The organism is Butyrivibrio sp. XBB1001 (assembly GCF_000424505.1).
In the GTDB taxonomy this organism is placed as follows: domain Bacteria; phylum Bacillota; class Clostridia; order Lachnospirales; family Lachnospiraceae; genus Butyrivibrio.
On sequence record NZ_AUKA01000014.1, the window covers coordinates 52,373 to 70,161 of the forward strand.

Here is a 17,789-nt window from a genome sequence, read left to right on the forward strand (position 1 = left end):
CTTTCCTCTCTTTCCTGGGCTGGGCCCCTAACATGTGAAATACACATTTGTTATGAGAAAATAATACCAATCCCTTGAAGGCGGTACATTAGTAGAGTTTGCGGATTAACTGAGCATATTTTTCAATTTTTGCAAAAATCATATAAGTTTGCTTTAATACCATTATTTTGTTACCATATTATTGTCGGAAATAACAATCAAAAGAGGTAACAAGATGGAAACAAGTAAAATATTGATCGAAGCTTTTGGATACTTAGGATCTGCACTGGTTTTGGTTTCATTTTTAATGGTATCAGTGTTTAAGCTCCGTGTGGTTAATTCCATCGGAAGTATTATTTTCACTATATATGCCTTTATCATTCATTCATACCCTACTGCGATCATGAATGCCTGTCTGGTTATGATAAATATTTATTATCTGATCAAAATGAGCAATACCAAGAAGAACTATGACCTGGTAAAATCTGGTACTGATGACTCTCTTCTTAAATACACAATTGATAAGTATAAAGAAGATATCATCAAGTGTTTCCCTGGTATCAATATGGATTTTGCAACTGCTAATTCTGGATATGTTGTTTGCCATAACGGCAAACCTGCAGGAATAATGCTGGGTGAACTCAAAGATGGTGTTATGGAGGTTTTACTTGACTACTCAATTCCAGAGTACAGAGACTTCTCAATTGGTCAGTTCCTGTTCTCGAAACTCCCTGAAGACGGTATCAAATCTCTTACTTACAGGGGTTCAGACGAAAACCACAAGGCTTATCTTACTAAGACAGGCTTTGTAAACATGGGTGGCTACTACGAAAAAACTTTTTGATCAAGATTCTAATTCCGTATCTGATCAGCACTGTTTTAACGAGAATATAGTAAGAGGCGGCTTTAGATATCATATGATATTCAAAGTCGCCTCTTTTTCTCTTGATTTTACTGCTGTGGATTAACATTCTTCATCATATTGATGGTTTCAATATCGTTGGCTGTCAGCTTGATATTAGATTCAAGGACCTTTCCATCTGGTGTTGTGACCTTAACTGCAAATACTGTGCCTTCTGTTACAGCGTTGTTGCCAACTGCCTGCATAAAGGGAAGTACCTTGGGATGATCCTGCTGAAAAAGGCCAAATCTCTGCTGAAGCTGCATTAGCAGCATTGGATTCATGTTCATTGTACTTTGTTCCTTTCCCTAAATAATAAAGTCATTCTACCATAAACATAGGAAAATAGTTAGTTAAAAAATAGACAGGAATTTTTGACTGAAATCAAATTCTTTTGATTTTTAAGGGACTATAATGCCAATTGCATACTAAATGTATGCGCTTACATAAATATAATATCTTGTTTAAACATACAAGGAGGAAAAATATATGTACGGATTTGGAGATATGATCCAGAAACTTAAGGAGAACCCTAAGACTATCGTTTTCCCTGAGGGAGAAGACCCTAGAATTCTCGAGGCAGCATCAAGACTTCTTGCTGGTAATTTCCTTAAGCCAATTCTTTTAGGTAACCCAGACGTTATCAATAAGTCAGCAGAAGATGCTGGCTACAATATCAGAGGCGCACAGATCATCGACCCTGAGAACTATGACAAGTTCGACGAGATGGTTGCTGAGTTCTGTGAGCTTAGAAAGAGCAAGGGAATGACTCCTGAGAAGGCTATTCCTATGCTCAAGCAGACAAACTACTTTGGTACAATGCTTGTTAAGATGGGCGTTGGTGACTGTCTTCTTGGAGGCGCTACTTATTCAACAGCTGATACTGTTCGTCCAGCACTTCAGATCATCAAGACCAAGCCTGAGAACACAATCGTTTCTTCATGCTTTATTCTTGTTCGTCCTTCAGCAACAGGGGACAACGAGGTTATAGCTATGGCTGACTGCGGTATCAACATCAATCCTAACGAGGATGAACTTGTTGAAATCTGTGGCGAGACAGTAAACTGCGCTAAGAGATTTGGCGTAGAGCCTAAGGTTGCATTCCTTTCATTCTCAACTAAGGGATCTGCCAAGGATGACACAGTAACTAAGATGCAGAACGCAACCAAGAAGGCTCAGGAGAGATATCCAGAGGTTCCTATCGATGGTGAGCTTCAGTTCGACGCAGCTGTTTCTCCTCGTGTTGCCAAGCAGAAAGCTCCTGGTTCACCAGTAGCAGGTCATGCTAACACATTTATCTTCCCTGATATCAATGCTGGTAACCTTGGTTATAAGATTGCTCAGCGTATGGGCAACTTTGAAGCTTATGGACCTATTCTTCTTGGTCTTAACGCTCCAATCAATGATCTTTCACGTGGATGCAATGCTATAGAAGTTTATTCTATGTCAATCATTACTGCATCACTTGCTTAATAAATATTGAATCTTTTTGGCCACCGTGTATAATAAGCGGTGGTCAATTTTTTTGCATACAATATATGATAGAATATATTCAAGACCTTTTGGTTTATTTTGCTTAATTTGAGATTCAAATTCTATGTTAGAAAGTAAGGTTACTTCATGGCTAAAACATCAACAATGGACATGACAGTGGGAAATATCAGGAAAGAGATGATTCTTTTTGCTATTCCCCTTCTTGCCGGAAATGTCTTTCAGCAGCTATATAACACCATAGACAGTATTATTGTAGGACAGGTCGTAGGTCCGGATGGACTTGGAGCTGTCACTAGTGTTGCGCCTGCAATTAACACACTTGTAGGCTTCTTTATGGGCTTTTCCGCAGGTTCTAGCGTTGTTATCAGCCATTATTTTGGTGCCAAGAATATTCCTGGTCTTAGAAGAGCAGTTCATACCTCAGTGATATGTACCTTTATCCTGAGTCTTTTTCTTATGATAGTAGGCTTTTTCCTTACTCCTCCTCTTTTGGTATTTATGTCTACTCCTGAGTCTGTAATGCCTCTTGCTACACAATATCTGCAAATATATTTTCTGGGTATTACCGGCCTTATGATGTATAACATAGGCTCAGCTATATTACGTGCTGTAGGAGACTCTGTAAGGCCTCTTATTTTCCTAATCATAACATCTATACTAAATATATTCCTTGATCTTTTCTTTGTTATTAACCTTCATTTGGGTGTTGCTGGTGCAGCCTATGCAACTATCATTTCACAGTTTATTTCTGCGATTCTAACCATCGCTGTGCTCTTTTTCAACAAGGAATGTTATAACCTCAGATTAAAAGAAATGGCTATAGATAAATCTATTTTGTCTCAGATTATCACTATAGGAATGCCTGCCGGAATACAATCAGCTGTTATTTCATTCTCTAATCTATTTGTTCAAAGCTATATCAACAGATTTGGAGAAAGCAGTACTGCTGGTTGGGGAGCTTATGGCAGAATAGATGCATTTGTTATGCTTCCCATGCAGAGTATTGCTCTTACAGCAACAACTTTTGTTGGACAAAATGCCGGAGCAGGCAATGTAGACAGAATAAAAAAAGGAATACGCGAATCTCTTTTCCTTGCAGCTTTATGCACTCTGGCTCTTGTTATTCCTGAGTTTATTGCTGCTCCCAAGATTGTATCCCTTTTCAATTCAGATCCTGAAGTCGTAAGATTTGGAACTATCTTTATCAGAATGAACTGTTTCTTTGATATTTTGTGCTGTAGTAATCAAACGCATGCTGGCGCTCTTAGAGGTGTTGGAGACGCCAAAGCTCCTATGTATATCATGTTGAGCTCTTTTGTAGTATTCAGGCAGATATATCTCTTTATTGTATCTCACCTGACAACCTCAATATATCCAATATCCATTGCATACCCTATGGGCTGGCTCGTCTGCAGTATCATTATGCTGATCTACTTTAAAAATAGTGGTTGGGAGCGCAAGGTAAACGCTTCCTACCAGTAAATCAGATATCTGCCGACCTTCTTCTATTGTTCTTTCTGTAGTAATTTGCCTTATCTTCATACATCTTTGTGTCGGCAGCTTTCATGATAGTATCTACATCAGAAGAATTGGCTCCCCATTCGTAGCCCACTGCTATAGATATTCCAGGTGCCTGTTCAAAGTCCTGTATCAGAGCCTCACAGGCATCACAAAAATCCTTTTTTTCCATTTTGGGTACTATTACAACAAATTCATCGCCACCTGCACGGTATACATAATCTCTGTTAAATCTGCGTTTCATGATAATGCAAATTTCCTTTAGCAGCTCGTCTCCTGCTTCATGGCCTTTTGTATCATTTAAAACCTTAAGTCCGTTTGCATCAGCATATAAAACGCCTACTGTAAAACTTCTCTTCTTGTACATCTTGATGGACATTTCCATTGCGCTTCGGTTCTTTATACCACACAACCCATCGTATACGCTTTTATTTTCAAGCTCCTCAATCAGTCTACGCCTGCTAAATTCAGAAGAAAGAAAATACGAAACTGTTTCCATCAGCTCTTTTATATCGATATTCTTGATCTTAACGAAATTGCTGCACCCAAAATAGCCTATAAGCTTTCCGTCATCACGAATAGGTATTTCCACAATTGATCGTGTACCGTACTTAACAAGGTTGGAATATAATTTTGGATGGGAATCCTTTATACTTTCAACATTGTCAATGACCAGGCTGAATGCACCAGGAAACTCTGCTTCCCAGTTCCAGAAATCTTGGCCCTCTATGTGTTGAAGTTTATCTTTAAACGATGGTATCCCATCGTTGCACCATTCGAAAGATACCCTGTAAACGCCGTCATAAACATTCTCAATAATATAAATCTTATCTGCCCTAATAGCCTCTCCGACCTGCTTGATCAGCCGATTGATAGCCTCTTCATGAGGAAGACCACTATGAAGTATCTTGGTGCAGCTAATGATCAAATCGTCTGTATGCCACTCTCTATCTATAAATTCTGTGGTAAGATGCTCTTTTGTTACATCCTCTAGAATAATAGCGCATCTTCCTGTAGAGGCTGCCCTGTCCGCTACTATATTGAGCCATTTTTCTGCCGATTTTGAATAAAAGATCAATCTACCATTTATGCCCTTATACGCAGCATCATACATGACCTTTCTTACTTCTAAAAGATCCTTAGAAAAAGTACCAAATATATCCGTTCCGACTATTTCTCCTGAATCCACTCCCATCATCTTGGCGAGTCTATTACTGGCGTAAAGTACACTCATTTCTTTAATATCTTCGGGACTTTTAGCATCTATCTGAATTACAGCATATGCAAGTGGCAGATCATTAAACAGCCTTACATAATCGTTTTTAATCAGGATATGCTCTGTTTCCGTGTCCACATCCCTTACACATGATAAATATATATTATCAGCCGTTCCAGTGGGCTTCATAACGATATATGCTTTCCAGATATATAGTTCTTCGCCTATCCTTGTCCTAAAATAGGCCATAGAAAAAGATTTTCCTTCTTTCTCCAGGCGTTTAACTATCTGTTTAGGATCCGCATACTTCTTGTACTCAGCTATGTCATCCGGATGTATATATTCTCTTGAATAATCTTCTACATAATCTATAAAGCTCTTTTCCTCAGAATCGAGGATCATTCCATCACTTGTGTACAGCCTCTTTATCGTTAAACTACTTACATCCAGAAAATTAATATGATCATATAAAGAGCGCAATGTCTTAAGGGCATTCTCATGCTCTTTTTTTATCTTGATCGTATTAAATTCATATTCATGCGCATTCAACAATAGTTGCCTCCGCCTTCCTCATAAAACGGATCATTACGTATTATGCCTACGCTCGTGGGTCTTATAGTATTCCGCTTTACTTCCGTACATAGCCTCGTCTGCTTCTCTTACTATATTCTTTATGTTTTTAGAATCAGAAGACCAGATATATCCTATGGATACAGAAATAGTTTTAAGCTTGGTCTTTAGCTTGTGTACCATAGTCTCAAAAATATCTTCATCAACTTCTGGCATGATTACGATAAACTCGTCGCCGCCTATTCTGTAACAGTGTTTCTTTTTAAATACCGATGCAAAAATATCAGCCGTATTTTTTAGAAGCTCATCACCCGCCTCATGCCCTTGCTCATCATTAACAGTTTTTAGTCCATTGATATCTGAATAACACACACCAACAGTAGTAGACATATCAACAAGAAGCATTAGTGTCTGGTTAAGAGCATGCCTGTTTCCAAGGCCTGTTAAGCTGTCATGACTTCCCAAATATAAAAGGTCATCTGTAAGTGCCTTATTTCTCATCTCAGCAGCAATAAAAATAGCCACAGATTCCATTACATCAACAATGTTGACATCAAGTTCATTAGAATAATTGTCAGCAACCAGATATCCCAGCTTCTCCTTTTTATCCATCAAAGGGACAACTATATATCTGTATAAAGCACCAGCCATAATATTGTTGTACATCTCTTCATTTTCTTCTATCAATGTCGCTGTATCATTGATAACAACAATGTTTTTTCCGTTTAGCTGTTTCTCCCAAAGGGCTTTGACATCGTATCTTTCAAATGCCTTTTTATCTGGCAAATTTGAATTTCTAGCACTGTTTAGCCACATATACACATCCTTGATAATGCTGTCCTTGGTAGGAACAATGTACACTCTATCCGCTTCAATTGCCTGTCCTAAAAGTTTTAAAACCTTCTTTACTCCCTTACCAAACTCAGCCGAAGAAACAGCTGTGGCACAATCTATGACAAGCTGATTAGTGTTTGACGCAAGTGCTGTTGATTCCTCACTCTTTTTAACTGCAGTAACATCATGAATAATAAATGCACAGAATCCCTTCTGAAAAACAGGGACTGCCCAGAATTCGAACCATTTGTCGAAATTAGAATTATATGTCCTGGAAATGCTGGATTGGCGCAGAATTGCAGCCTGATAACTGTATCCAATCCAGTCTTCATCTCTATTATTTACTGTGGAATGATATGTGCATCCCACAAGCTCAGCTGCTGGTTTCCCAACAAGCTGGCCGTACTTGTCATTGGCAAAAAGAAACAACATATCCTTAACAGTTCCAAAAGGATCTGTTAGAACTTTAAAAATACAACATGCATCCGGTAGGTCCTTGAGCATATAAAGAATATCGCTGGGACTAAACTCTACCATAGGTGAATAGCCAATCTTACCTTCGTTGCTCTTTGATTCCATAATCGTTTACTCCAATTAGGCTGACAACAGAAACTTACACAGAATATTTTATCACAAAAGCGTTGTAATATAAACAGTATTCGATTTATAATGTTGGCTCACCAAGGTATCTGGCGAGCTTATTCTTATTTAGGTTCTCTCCAATAACGATAAGTACAGGTTTCTCAGTAGTAACCATTTTAGTTTTTATTTCATCACATGTGCTATTTATTTCATAGGTCGTTCCGTCCGTATCTTGGACCATTCCCTTTATCCTGTGCACATTTCCACATTCAGAATCCTGAAATATCGTTGAAATAAGCTCTGATAATTCTTTTTTGTCCTTGGCATAATTAAAATAAAAAACTGTCTGGTACTGTGTTTCCTGATCAACTGGTATTTTCATGTGGCTTGTTCTATGATATCCTGCATTCCTTATCCGGCATAAGTCCTGCTTATCCAGATCATATATTGCCTTTTCTATTATCTTTTTATCATCGATTACTTCCTTACAGCCAAACTCTGCCATAGCAGAATTTATTTCTTTTACTATCTTTTCTTTGTCCTGCTTTGTCGCTTCATCTGCTCTGCTCATGATAGTTACGCCAGCTACTGCTATCTCAGACATTATGATATATCTTGATTCTCTAGATAATTCCTGATTCATTTTGGGATTTATGATAACTATACAGTTGCCAATTTCATACCACCTATCCAATGGCTCCTCATATACAAGGTCAAAAAATTCATCCACATCATATATCCCTGAAGGCTCAATTATCACTCTGTCATACCCAAGCATACCCATAGATATAAGTTTTGTCTTTAGTCGCCTTTTGTGAGCCTCTTTTCCGTCGCCACCAACTACCATTTCAAGGCTGCATTTTTCACTTTCTAATTCCTTGAGCAAAACCATATCTACGTTTATGGCTCCAAAGTCATTTTCTATAATACAGATTTTTTCTCCCTCTGCTAAAAGATACTCCGCATATCTTTTTATAAATGTCGTCTTTCCAGAGCCCAAAAATCCTGTTATTAAGTCTAGCTTGATCAATTTATCCACTCCCTGCTAAAAAATCGAAATTAGAGGCAAAATTTTAGCATTCTTCAAGTTCTTTTTTTAGGTCCAGGATAGATTTCCCTGTCCTCTTGGCAATGCCTGCTATATCATCATACTCAAGCTTAAATCTGGACACATTATAGCCTGAGGATACTTTTTTCCTTACTTCTCCATAAGGAGTGTCTATTTTCTGTATTTCTCTTGAAAGAACATATCTATTACAGATATTCTCACGTATTCCTAATGTTGTTGTATGTTTAAAAATAGTCTGTACTATCAGGTCTCTCTTATCCAGCTTGCACACGCAATAAAGAAGTGTTCCAGGACGGTTCTTTTTCATATCAGCTGCTATTGTATAAACCTCCAATGCTCCTGCTTCAAAAAGCATCTCCGTAGCAAAACCAATCTCTTCTGCTGTCATGTCATCTATGTTACATGCCAGCTCAATAACGTTTTCTATTTCGTCTGTGGTCTCTCCCAACACTGCTCTCACTACATTTGCCTGCGCGAAATCCTTGTTTCCTGCCCCATAACCTATTTTTTCAACTGCCATTAAAGGCTGAGGCTTAAATTCATCTGCAAAGTACTTGATCAAAGCAGCTCCTGTAGGAGTACAAAGCTCTGACCTTACATATTCACTTTCATAGCTTGGAATTCCTTTTAACAATGTGGCTGTGGCTGGCGCCGGAACAGGAAGCACACCATGTGCAGTCTTCACCATGCCACCTCCTACATTTATAGGAGATACTATTATCTTCTCTGGTTCCAATTTGTGTATAAGATAACAAGACGCCGTAATATCTGCTATTGCATCCAAGTTTCCAACTTCATGGAAATGAATCCTATCTACAGGCACGCCATGGGCCTGGCTCTCTGCTTCTGCAAGTAGCTCATAGATTTCTCTGACATCGCTTTTAATGTCTTTGGATACTGTCATAGCCTCAATTATGTCTTCTATGTCATAAAGAGTTCTGTGGATATGATTATGTTCATGTTCATGATGCTCGTGGTCATCTAGCCTCTCATCGGAGGCAATGTATTCCGGAATCTCTTCCTGACCATTGATCAAGACTCTTAAATGTTTGCTCTTAATCCCACATTTTTCTGTGTCAGTAAGCTTAAATTCAACACCTTTTATTCCAATTTCATTTAGCTCTGCCAGCACTTCTTCCTGTTCGTCTAACAGATCCAACAGGGCGGCACCAAGCATATCTCCAGCAACTCCCATTTTGCATTCGATGTATAAGGTCTTCATAATTACCTCCAAATAAACTGCCTTTAGCTTGCAAAAACACATATTACATATATCACATATGGTACTTATATTTGTTATATAACATATTTAATTATCTTTTTATCTTCCAGCTCTCTACTAATTAGTCTTCCACAATGACATTCCTTAAAACAACGCCTTTGCCCTCGATTATATGTGCTTTTCTTCCTCCACAAACAGGGCACAAATATCGGTTCTCTCTATTTGGCAGATACTCATTGCCACATTCCTCACATAACGCCTTTACTGGTACTTCCAGGCATTCGAGTTCTGCATTTTCCAATAGTGTTCCTTTTACTGCGTCTGGATAATACTTGTGCATGTAATAGGGCATTACCCCGCTTGTTTTTCCTATTTCTACAACTATTTTTTTGACTGAACGTGCCTTATTCTCTCTCGCCACATCTTCTGCCATGTTGACCATTTTGGCGATATAACTCATTTCATGCATTTATAAACCAACCTGCTTTGTAAAATTTAATTGTATTTTATCTCATTTCTAACTAACATCCTATTATTTTATTTTGATTTTATGCTATTTTAATTGATTATGAATATCTTTCGCCCAATAATATTATTGTCGAAGTGTTTTCTTTACCAGAAGGAGTGCTTATGGCACATAATATTGAAAAAACCTGTATCGGATGCGGGCGTACATTTATAGCAAGAAATAGCAGCATGCCTTTTTGTTGCAAGGCATGCAAGCTTCGCTATTCGTATCACTATACTTTCCGCTGCAGAGAGTGCAGAAATGCCTCCTGCGAAGTTAGAAACAATTCTCTTCAGGGTTGTGCCAACGATTGCCCAAACCTAAAATGGAATCCTTAATTTCTTTTACTGTTCCCCAATCATGTGATTAATAAACTGTCTTGCACATCTACCTGAAATTCCTCCATGATTTAATTCCCACCTGTCAGCCTCTTTGAGAAGCTCTTCGCTAGTAATATTGAGGTTTTCTTTGTTTGCAAGCTCCGTTACGATATTGTAATATTCCTGTCTTGATGGCTTGTAATAGCCTATAGTTACGCCGAAACGATTCGCCAAAGAGAGTTTTTCTTCCATTGTATCAGATCTGTGGATATCTCCGTCCTGCTCTACATCTCGTCTATCTTTCCACGTCTCTTTTATCAAATGTCTTCTATTCGAAGTAGCATAAATTAGTATGTTATCAGGCTTTGTTTCTACGCCACCCTCTATTACTGCCTTTAGGAACTTATAATCTGATTCATCTTCTTCAAAAGAAAGATCATCCATATAAATTATAAATTTATAATTTCTGTTCTTTATCTGTGAAATTAGCTGTGACAAAAGCCTGAACTGATATTTGTAAATCTCTATCATTCTAAGGCCGTCTTTATAAAACTCATTTACTATGGCCTTGATGCTAGTGGATTTACCAGTTCCACTGTCTCCAAACAAAAGAACATTATTGGCTTTTTTACCTTCTACAAAAGCCTTTGTGTTAGCAATTAGCTTCTTCTTCTGAAGCTCATAACCTATAAGATCATCTAAAACTACTGAATCCATGTTATTTATTGGATTAAATTCTACTCGTCCACCTTGGATTTCATGGATCCTGAAAGCTTTATTTAGTCCAAAAGCGCCAACTCCTATTTCTTTGTAAAATCTGGTAATACAATCAAAAAAAGCTTCCTCGTTTTGAGTCTTTTCCAACTCTTCGCTTAAACTTCTTACTTTTTCGCTCACGTTCCCATTGTACATAAGTTCTGGCTTATCAATAGCCTTGTAATTTGTTATGCACGAAAAACAGTCCACATCAAGAGCTGCCTCAATCTCACTAAAATCATAGTCAAACAGCTCTTTAAAGGCTTTAAAATCACTTTTAGCAAAGTGATTTACACTTCCATCCTTGCTTCCCACTTTTTCACATGTAAGGCTAAATGGATTCTCATCCATGATCAAAAGATATGTCAGATAATTATGCCAAAGATTCTTATCAAAAGCACAAGAAGTTCCAAGTATCAGCAGCCTTTTTATTTGCTTGTATACTCTCGAAGTAAGATCCTCCTTGCTAAAGCTGCCTGAATGCAGTTCCTTACACACTTTACTAAGTTGCATTAATATTGTATCTTCAGGCATATCCCCATACATAAGCAGTTTAGATACTATTCTTTCCATTACATTTCTCCCTTTTATATCAATAGGCGATATATGTTATATAACATATATCGCCTATATATTAGTTGTCCAAAAGTTTCTTCTCCAGCTCTTCAAAATTATCAATCTGATTCTGCTCATAGCTATTAAATGTATTCTTCTTAAAATACATTGGTTTGCTCTTTTGAGCATAATATTCATTCTTGATACATTCCTTCAAAAAAGCTATAGGAATATCAATCTGTTTCTCATAAGACAGCATGTAATTATAAGCCTTAGTAATCTTTTCAAGATCATATTCTGCTGTCTCAGCAATCTCCCTGATCTCTTTAATCTTGAAATCATCATGTAAAAGATCAATAAGCTCATCCAAAACCTCATCCTTGTTGATAACCGGAAGTTTCTCCTTGCTCTTTACTCCTTCCTTCTGGTTTACAAAGAACCTTATTCCAGCGGTCTTACGTCCACGTTTAATTGGTTCGTAATCAACCTCAAGGCTAGTTTTCTTGTTAAGCTCATCCTTGGCCTTACTAAGAACGTTTCTATTGAAGATCTTAAATTCCTTGTACTTATTCTGGCCAGTTTTCTCAGCAAGTTCATCTATCTTATCATAATCAGGAAGATCCTTCTCAAGCTCGTTCTTGATTTCCTTGCTACCACCTGAATTGATAATACCAAGCTCCAGTTTAAGCTCAGTCAGGTCATATTCAAAAGCCATTTCTCCATCTTCCTTAGAAATAGCCTTCTTGTAATCATATGCTGATTTTAGCATCTCATATAACCGCAGAGAATATACACTCTTTAGACTAAGCGTATCTGCAAGGCTCAGCACAGTATAATTTTTCTGCAGATTAACAATTTTATCTGTTAATGAGTTGTTATATCTGAGTGTAAGTGTTCCATCCTTAAAAGAAGCGTCTGTTACAACCTGGTGCGCTTCAATCTTCCCATTTTCCTTGTCCTTCATAAGAAGATTCCAGTCAAAAATGGTTGCTCCCTTGATCTGTCTGTCGCATAAAGCCTCTATATGCTCATATAAAGATCCAGATGTGGATTTAAACATCTTACGAAGCTCTGATCCATAAATAGTAGCTACAACATTATTAGTGTTGTCTACCGTAATATTCTGCATTCCTATAGCGAACAGCTTCTGGCTAAGCGCAGTGCCCTTACCCATAGCATTTATGAGCTCATTGGATTTTTTATAGCTCTTACTGACTATAAGCTGCTCTCTTTTTTTATCTGCCATAATACCCCCATAATGTACAGATTCCTTTTTTGTACACCTTTGAAACTATAACGAATTCCCTTTCTATGCACCTTTCAGTTACATTGAGAATAAATAACATTCCCTTTTTGTTTACTTTTATATTTATTATATTCCCTTTTTTATCACTTGCAAGCTTATTTTGCCTATATTTTGCGCGTTTGTCAAATATCTTATACCAGATTTAGGTGACCGTTATAGTCAATATTTCATATTCCCTTTTTGTGCACTTTTTGGATATTGTGCGCCCCTTTTGTTATCCTTTGACTCATTCGGTTTATCTAAAGCGGTCATTTTCAATCCCTTTTTAGTCACTTTTGATACCCTTTTTATATCTTTTACACCCCAAAAATTATTTTTACCTGAATATTATAGGTATCCTATTTTTATTCCCTTTTTGTACACTTTTCTATTCCCTTTTTAGTCACCTGTAGATTTTAGTATCTGCAAAAAGCCCGTAATTATGCTATTTCTAGCTTCTTGTTCTAATAAAACTTATCCTAAGGTTTAAAACTTATCATTAAAGATTGTTCCCTTTTTAGTCACCTTTTTATTTTTTGATCTTTTCCTATTAACTTATTCTTAATTAAAATTTTTTATTCAATTTTCTTTATTTCACTGGTTTTACGAGTTAGTATTGCAGTCATATTATTTGTAATTATTTACATTCCCTTTTTAGTCACTTTAATGTTCCCTTTTTGGTCACCTTAAATAATAGATTGAAATAAAAGAATGGCCAGAAATCGCATTTTTACTCGATTTCTAGCCATAGTTATAGGTTTATTACTTTGTACATTATACTATTCAGTACTCATTCCCTTTTAGATCACCTTTTATTCCAAAAAGCATACCCTTTTATCCCTAAAAGCTTCACCATAGATCATATACGCAAGTTCCCTTTTATTTAACTATCTATTCCCTTTATATACACCTCTAATTCCCTTTTTACACACTCATAGTGCCCTTTTTAGTCACCCAAATCCCTACAACTCCAGTAAACATCAGCTTTTCTTGTGCATTTAATTAATAACAAATTGTAGTTTATAAAAACTTAAAGAACACAAAGAGGTGCTCTTTAATAAGAATAACATGATTCTTTTTTATTTTTGAAAATTATAGATAGATTTTTTTGATACCTGGAATTTAAGAGCTAAAGAATTAAAGATATATCTATATAGATATCTTTATTAAATTTCAATAGATTATAGGAATTTTTTCTGTATTGTTAGACTTAAAAGTAAAATTCTAGTTTTTATAATACTACGATATAACATTTTATCTTTAATAACATTAATTATTAGATGTTTATATTCTGCCAGGTTAAATTTATAGCTTTTGATATGTATAATTAATTTATATATTAATAATTCTCACTTATGCCTAAATTCCGTAATGATTTCTCATTTCACTTAATTTCTATTTATAATATATTGCATTCAATTACCATTTGTTGTTATTTACCAGGATTATTTTTTTGAAATCATTTCAACTGTTTATTATAGATCTTCTAATTTTTCATTGACTCATATGCTCAATATCTGCCATTTATATTTTTAGATTATTAAACAATAACATTAATTATCAATTCATCATTTAATTACTTTATTTTCTGCTTGATTTCTCTGTATATTTTTGATCTGTATGTCATAAAGAAAAATTCATTGATTTTAGAATTTTACAATTTTTCTAGCAATCATTAATTATTTTATTGTCATTTTCTGACTATACAGCTTAAAACCCTTGAATTTATCTGGTTTAATAACTTGCACTATGAAATTTTAAATATTGCATCTTTATGATTCGAAATTTTATTGTTTTTTTAGAAATTTTAAATTCTATTTTTATTCTTATTCATTTATATTCTGTTCATTACCCTATATTAAAAAGCGATAAATTGAATAATGATTAAAATCACTGCAATACTTGATGTAAATTAATGCTTTTTTGCATTTTTTCTTGTTATCCAGGATCTGTGTTGGACTGGAATGATTGCAGGTTGTTATTTCAGCTTTTTTATAATTATTTAAAGGCCTCTGTGGAATATATTTCATATAATATATATCGAATATATTATATATATTTATTAATGTATATATATCTAATATCTATAATACATTACATATATACATAATATCCATCTAATATATTATAGCAAATATATTATATATAATCAATATTAAATATATGAAATACATTTACAATATATTAGATGTATATAATATAATTCCTAAATATATCATAGAACATATATACTTAATATAAATATATAGAATAGATACATGATAAAACATATATAACATATCTATTTGATTAATATATTATATAACATAGACAATATATAGAAATTGAATACACAGAAGATATATATAGAATATAACATAAATATAGAATATAATGCTATGTAATAAATATAATATATTGTAAATATATAACATATATTGAGAGCCAAGTAACGAATAATATAAAATATATAATATGTATATAGAATATACATTCTATATAAAGAGAAATAAAGATAGATAGGGTATGAAATATAGAAAATATATATGATATATATAATAAAATTTATATAGTGATTATAAAATGTATATCCAGATATGGAATAAGATCTGGTAAAAAGAAAATAAGTATTTCTGTTATTGAGCGTTATACTTGTGAATTTATACATAACACAATATATATGTTATATATAATTCCAATTAGTACGATGTTATATAAAGAGCTAGAAAGACGCAGTATAGCGCATTTACAGAGATTGACATTTTTAATACATATATAACATATACATAAATATATTTGTGTGTAGAGCGATTAGTTTCTATTTGCACAGGCTAGAATTTAATAGTATAAGGATCAAATATTTATTACTAATCAAACTATAAATAGCTATATGTGTTATATATCAATTTGAAAATAAAAAAAAATGAACAGATAGATCTGCGATGAATATAATATAGAAGATATATAACATAGATAAATTATCAAAAAACGAGAGCATAAGATATAACATATAGATATTATATAAGATATATATCATGGAAAAATAAGGCCGGAAATATAAATTAAATGTTAAATAGAAGATATATAACATATATAGTACTTTGAAAGAATTGTATGTTAGATATATAATATAGCAAATGTATAGATTATATAACATATTTATGCTTTGGACCTATAGCAAGTATAGAAACAATATAGTATATATAACATATTTATGTGATTTAACAATGTATAAAATGATAATTAAGCAGGATATATGCGATATATAACATAGATATAATATGCAATAGATATAACAGAGATATAATATATGCATTTAATGATATATATTTTTAATATTCATTATTGAATCTAGATATGTAATAGAATATAATATCAAAGGATGAGTATTAAATAATAAAGGATATAGGATATATATTTAGGAGGAGTTATGCGTATTATTGCATTCAGCAACCAAAAGGGGGGCGTGGCTAAGACTACATCTAGCTATGCAATGGCCGTAGGCCTGTCTAAAAGAGGTTATAAGGTTCTTGTAGTGGATGCAGATCCACAGGAGAATCTTTCTATGTCAGCTGGAATCAATTTAAATGAAATTGATCCAGATCCAGAGGATATTGAGCAGCTTACTGAAGAGCAGCAGGAATATTTCTATGAAAATGTACCAGCTAAATTATTTGAGGTAATGGCCAAGAAAAAGGACATTAATAAGGCAATAATACCTATTGGTGAGAATCTTGACCTTATTGTAGGCGGAATAGATCTGGCATCAGCAGATATGACGTTTTCCGGACTAGGAAGAGAGAGACTTATAAAAGAGGCTTTTGCAGGAATTGAGAAGGATTATGATTTCTGCGTCTTTGATTGTAGCCCTGCTCTTGGCGTAGTTTTGATGAATATACTTACAGTTGCAGATGAAGTAATTATTCCTTTGGAGCCAGGTGCTTATTCATTGCAGGGATTATCAAGACTATATAAGTTTATTGATCAAATCCATGATTACACTAATGATAAGCTTAAGGTAGATGGAATCCTGGTAACCAAGGTGAGAAATACAGCAAATGCTAAGATTTGGATTGGAGATATAGAGGAGAAGGCTGAACTTCTTAATACAAAGGTATATAAATCCAAGATCAGACTTAATGTTTCTGTAGAGGAAGCACAGACTATGAAGATGGACCTGTTTGAATACGCAGGCGGATCTTCTGCTGCAAGAGATTACGATGATTTTATTGATGAATTCTTAGAGGAGGATAAGTGATGGCTAGTAAGGCAAGTATGTTAAAAAACGGTGCAAATAAGGCATCTAGTGGATTATTTGCAGGAATGACACGCCTTAGTGATGAACAGGATAGTAAGAAACAAGAAGCCAAGAAGACAGAAGAAAAAAAGCCAGCGGCTGAGACTAAAAAGGTTTCAAAACCTGTAGAAGAAAAGGTTGAGGAAGAAGTAGTTGTTGAGCCTGTTGTTTCACAGGAAGTAGAGCCAGAAGTCGAAGAAAAGGTAGTTATTGCAGATCCTGAACCTCAGCAGCCAGTTTATAGTGAACCAGTAGCACCACAGACATATCAGGCCCCAGTACAGAATCAGGTACAAACACAGGCTCCAGTGCAGAATACTATGAATCAGATTCCTATAAATCAGTATCAGCAACCTGCAGTACAGGCTCCTGTATATAATCAACCTGTAGCCAGTTACCAGCAGCCTGTTATGATGCAGCAGAGTACAGTTCCCGCGTACACAGAGCCTAAGCGAACAGAACCTCAGACCAAACAGGAAAAGAGCAGGTACGAGAAAGAGAAATTCCTTCTGCTTGATATCAGAGGATATAGAGATTATGTAGAGCATATGGCTAAGGCTTCCAATATGTCTGCTACAAAGTATATCAGAAGTCTAATAGACCAAGATATGAAGAGAAACATGGATATTTATATGGCTCACAAACAGCTTGAAGAGACATTAAAGGGCAGAAGATGATGCAATAAAAAAGCTCCTGAACGAGTT

Annotated in this window: 13 protein-coding genes; 5 read left to right on the top strand and 8 right to left on the bottom strand. The window is 35.1% G+C overall.

Annotated elements, in window-relative coordinates; translation table 11 throughout:
- The first annotated feature begins 214 nt into the window (after positions 1-214).
- Positions 215-823, top strand: coding sequence for a YgjV family protein (locus tag G631_RS0112050; protein WP_026489663.1), 609 nt, complete (start codon positions 215-217; stop codon positions 821-823).
- Positions 824-930: 107 nt separating this feature from the next.
- Here the strand turns inward: G631_RS0112050 and G631_RS0112055 are convergent, their stop codons facing one another.
- A complete protein-coding gene (locus tag G631_RS0112055) occupies positions 931-1,170 on the bottom strand; it encodes a hypothetical protein (protein ID WP_026489664.1) in 240 nt (79 codons plus the stop codon).
- Positions 1,171-1,369: 199 nt separating this feature from the next.
- Between G631_RS0112055 and pta the strand changes: the two genes are divergently transcribed.
- Positions 1,370-2,353, top strand: a complete 984-nt coding sequence (gene pta / locus G631_RS0112060; protein WP_026489665.1) for a phosphate acetyltransferase — start codon at positions 1,370-1,372, stop codon at positions 2,351-2,353.
- A gap of 147 nt (positions 2,354-2,500) precedes the next feature.
- Positions 2,501-3,856, top strand: coding sequence for an MATE family efflux transporter (locus G631_RS0112065; protein WP_026489666.1), 1,356 nt, complete (start codon positions 2,501-2,503; stop codon positions 3,854-3,856).
- Between the two features lies 1 nt (position 3,857).
- Here the strand turns inward: G631_RS0112065 and G631_RS0112070 are convergent, their stop codons facing one another.
- From G631_RS0112070 to G631_RS0112100, 7 genes are all read right to left on the bottom strand, one after another.
- A complete protein-coding gene (locus G631_RS0112070; protein WP_026489667.1) occupies positions 3,858-5,657 on the bottom strand; it encodes a sensor domain-containing diguanylate cyclase in 1,800 nt (599 codons plus the stop codon).
- 36 nt (positions 5,658-5,693) lie between these two features.
- Positions 5,694-7,091: a sensor domain-containing diguanylate cyclase gene (locus tag G631_RS0112075; RefSeq protein WP_242829099.1), complete on the bottom strand. Its 1,398-nt coding sequence runs from the start codon at positions 7,089-7,091 to the stop codon at positions 5,694-5,696.
- 85 nt (positions 7,092-7,176) lie between these two features.
- The gene (locus G631_RS0112080) at positions 7,177-8,124 is read right to left on the bottom strand and encodes a GTP-binding protein (RefSeq protein WP_026489669.1); all 948 of its coding nucleotides are present in this window, start codon (positions 8,122-8,124) and stop codon (positions 7,177-7,179) included.
- Positions 8,125-8,167: 43 nt separating this feature from the next.
- Positions 8,168-9,385 carry a nickel pincer cofactor biosynthesis protein LarC gene (gene larC, locus G631_RS0112085; protein ID WP_026489670.1) on the bottom strand — a complete coding sequence of 406 codons (1,218 nt, stop codon included), beginning with the start codon at positions 9,383-9,385 and terminating at the stop codon, positions 8,168-8,170.
- A 121-nt stretch (positions 9,386-9,506) separates the two neighbouring features.
- Positions 9,507-9,854, bottom strand: a complete 348-nt coding sequence (locus tag G631_RS0112090) for a hydrogenase maturation nickel metallochaperone HypA/HybF (RefSeq protein WP_255345419.1) — start codon at positions 9,852-9,854, stop codon at positions 9,507-9,509.
- Positions 9,855-10,237: 383 nt separating this feature from the next.
- A complete protein-coding gene (locus G631_RS0112095) occupies positions 10,238-11,542 on the bottom strand; it encodes an ATP-binding protein (protein WP_026489672.1) in 1,305 nt (434 codons plus the stop codon).
- 61 nt (positions 11,543-11,603) lie between these two features.
- Positions 11,604-12,770 carry a replication initiation protein gene (locus G631_RS0112100; RefSeq protein ID WP_026489673.1) on the bottom strand — a complete coding sequence of 389 codons (1,167 nt, stop codon included), beginning with the start codon at positions 12,768-12,770 and terminating at the stop codon, positions 11,604-11,606.
- A 3,448-nt stretch (positions 12,771-16,218) separates the two neighbouring features.
- Here G631_RS0112100 and G631_RS0112110 point away from each other — a divergent pair.
- Both G631_RS0112110 and G631_RS0112115 read left to right on the top strand, forming a co-directional pair.
- On the top strand, positions 16,219-17,046 hold the full coding sequence (locus tag G631_RS0112110; RefSeq protein WP_026489674.1) for a ParA family protein: 828 nt from the start codon (positions 16,219-16,221) through the stop codon (positions 17,044-17,046).
- Entirely contained in the window at positions 17,046-17,762 is a 717-nt protein-coding gene (locus G631_RS0112115) for a hypothetical protein (RefSeq protein ID WP_026489675.1), read from the top strand. Before G631_RS0112110 ends, G631_RS0112115 begins: the two co-directional genes overlap by 1 nt.
- The last annotated feature ends 27 nt before the right edge of the window (positions 17,763-17,789 follow it).

Excerpts from the sequence above, each read along its gene's own strand:
- G631_RS0112055 (WP_026489664.1), bottom strand. The coding sequence starts at position 1,170 with ATGAACATGAATCCAATGCTGCTAATGCAGCTTCAGCAGAGATTTGGC.
- G631_RS0112100 (WP_026489673.1), bottom strand. The coding sequence starts at position 12,770 with ATGGCAGATAAAAAAAGAGAGCAGCTTATAGTCAGTAAGAGCTATAAA.
- G631_RS0112115 (WP_026489675.1), top strand. The coding sequence starts at position 17,046 with ATGGCTAGTAAGGCAAGTATGTTAAAAAACGGTGCAAATAAGGCATCT.
- G631_RS0112065 (WP_026489666.1), top strand. The coding sequence starts at position 2,501 with ATGGCTAAAACATCAACAATGGACATGACAGTGGGAAATATCAGGAAA.
- G631_RS0112095 (WP_026489672.1), bottom strand. The coding sequence starts at position 11,542 with ATGGAAAGAATAGTATCTAAACTGCTTATGTATGGGGATATGCCTGAA.
- G631_RS0112110 (WP_026489674.1), top strand. The coding sequence starts at position 16,219 with ATGCGTATTATTGCATTCAGCAACCAAAAGGGGGGCGTGGCTAAGACT.
- pta (WP_026489665.1), top strand. The coding sequence starts at position 1,370 with ATGTACGGATTTGGAGATATGATCCAGAAACTTAAGGAGAACCCTAAG.
- larC (WP_026489670.1), bottom strand. The coding sequence starts at position 9,385 with ATGAAGACCTTATACATCGAATGCAAAATGGGAGTTGCTGGAGATATG.
- G631_RS0112050 (WP_026489663.1), top strand. The coding sequence starts at position 215 with ATGGAAACAAGTAAAATATTGATCGAAGCTTTTGGATACTTAGGATCT.
- G631_RS0112075 (WP_242829099.1), bottom strand. The coding sequence starts at position 7,091 with ATGGAATCAAAGAGCAACGAAGGTAAGATTGGCTATTCACCTATGGTA.
- G631_RS0112090 (WP_255345419.1), bottom strand. The coding sequence starts at position 9,854 with ATGCATGAAATGAGTTATATCGCCAAAATGGTCAACATGGCAGAAGAT.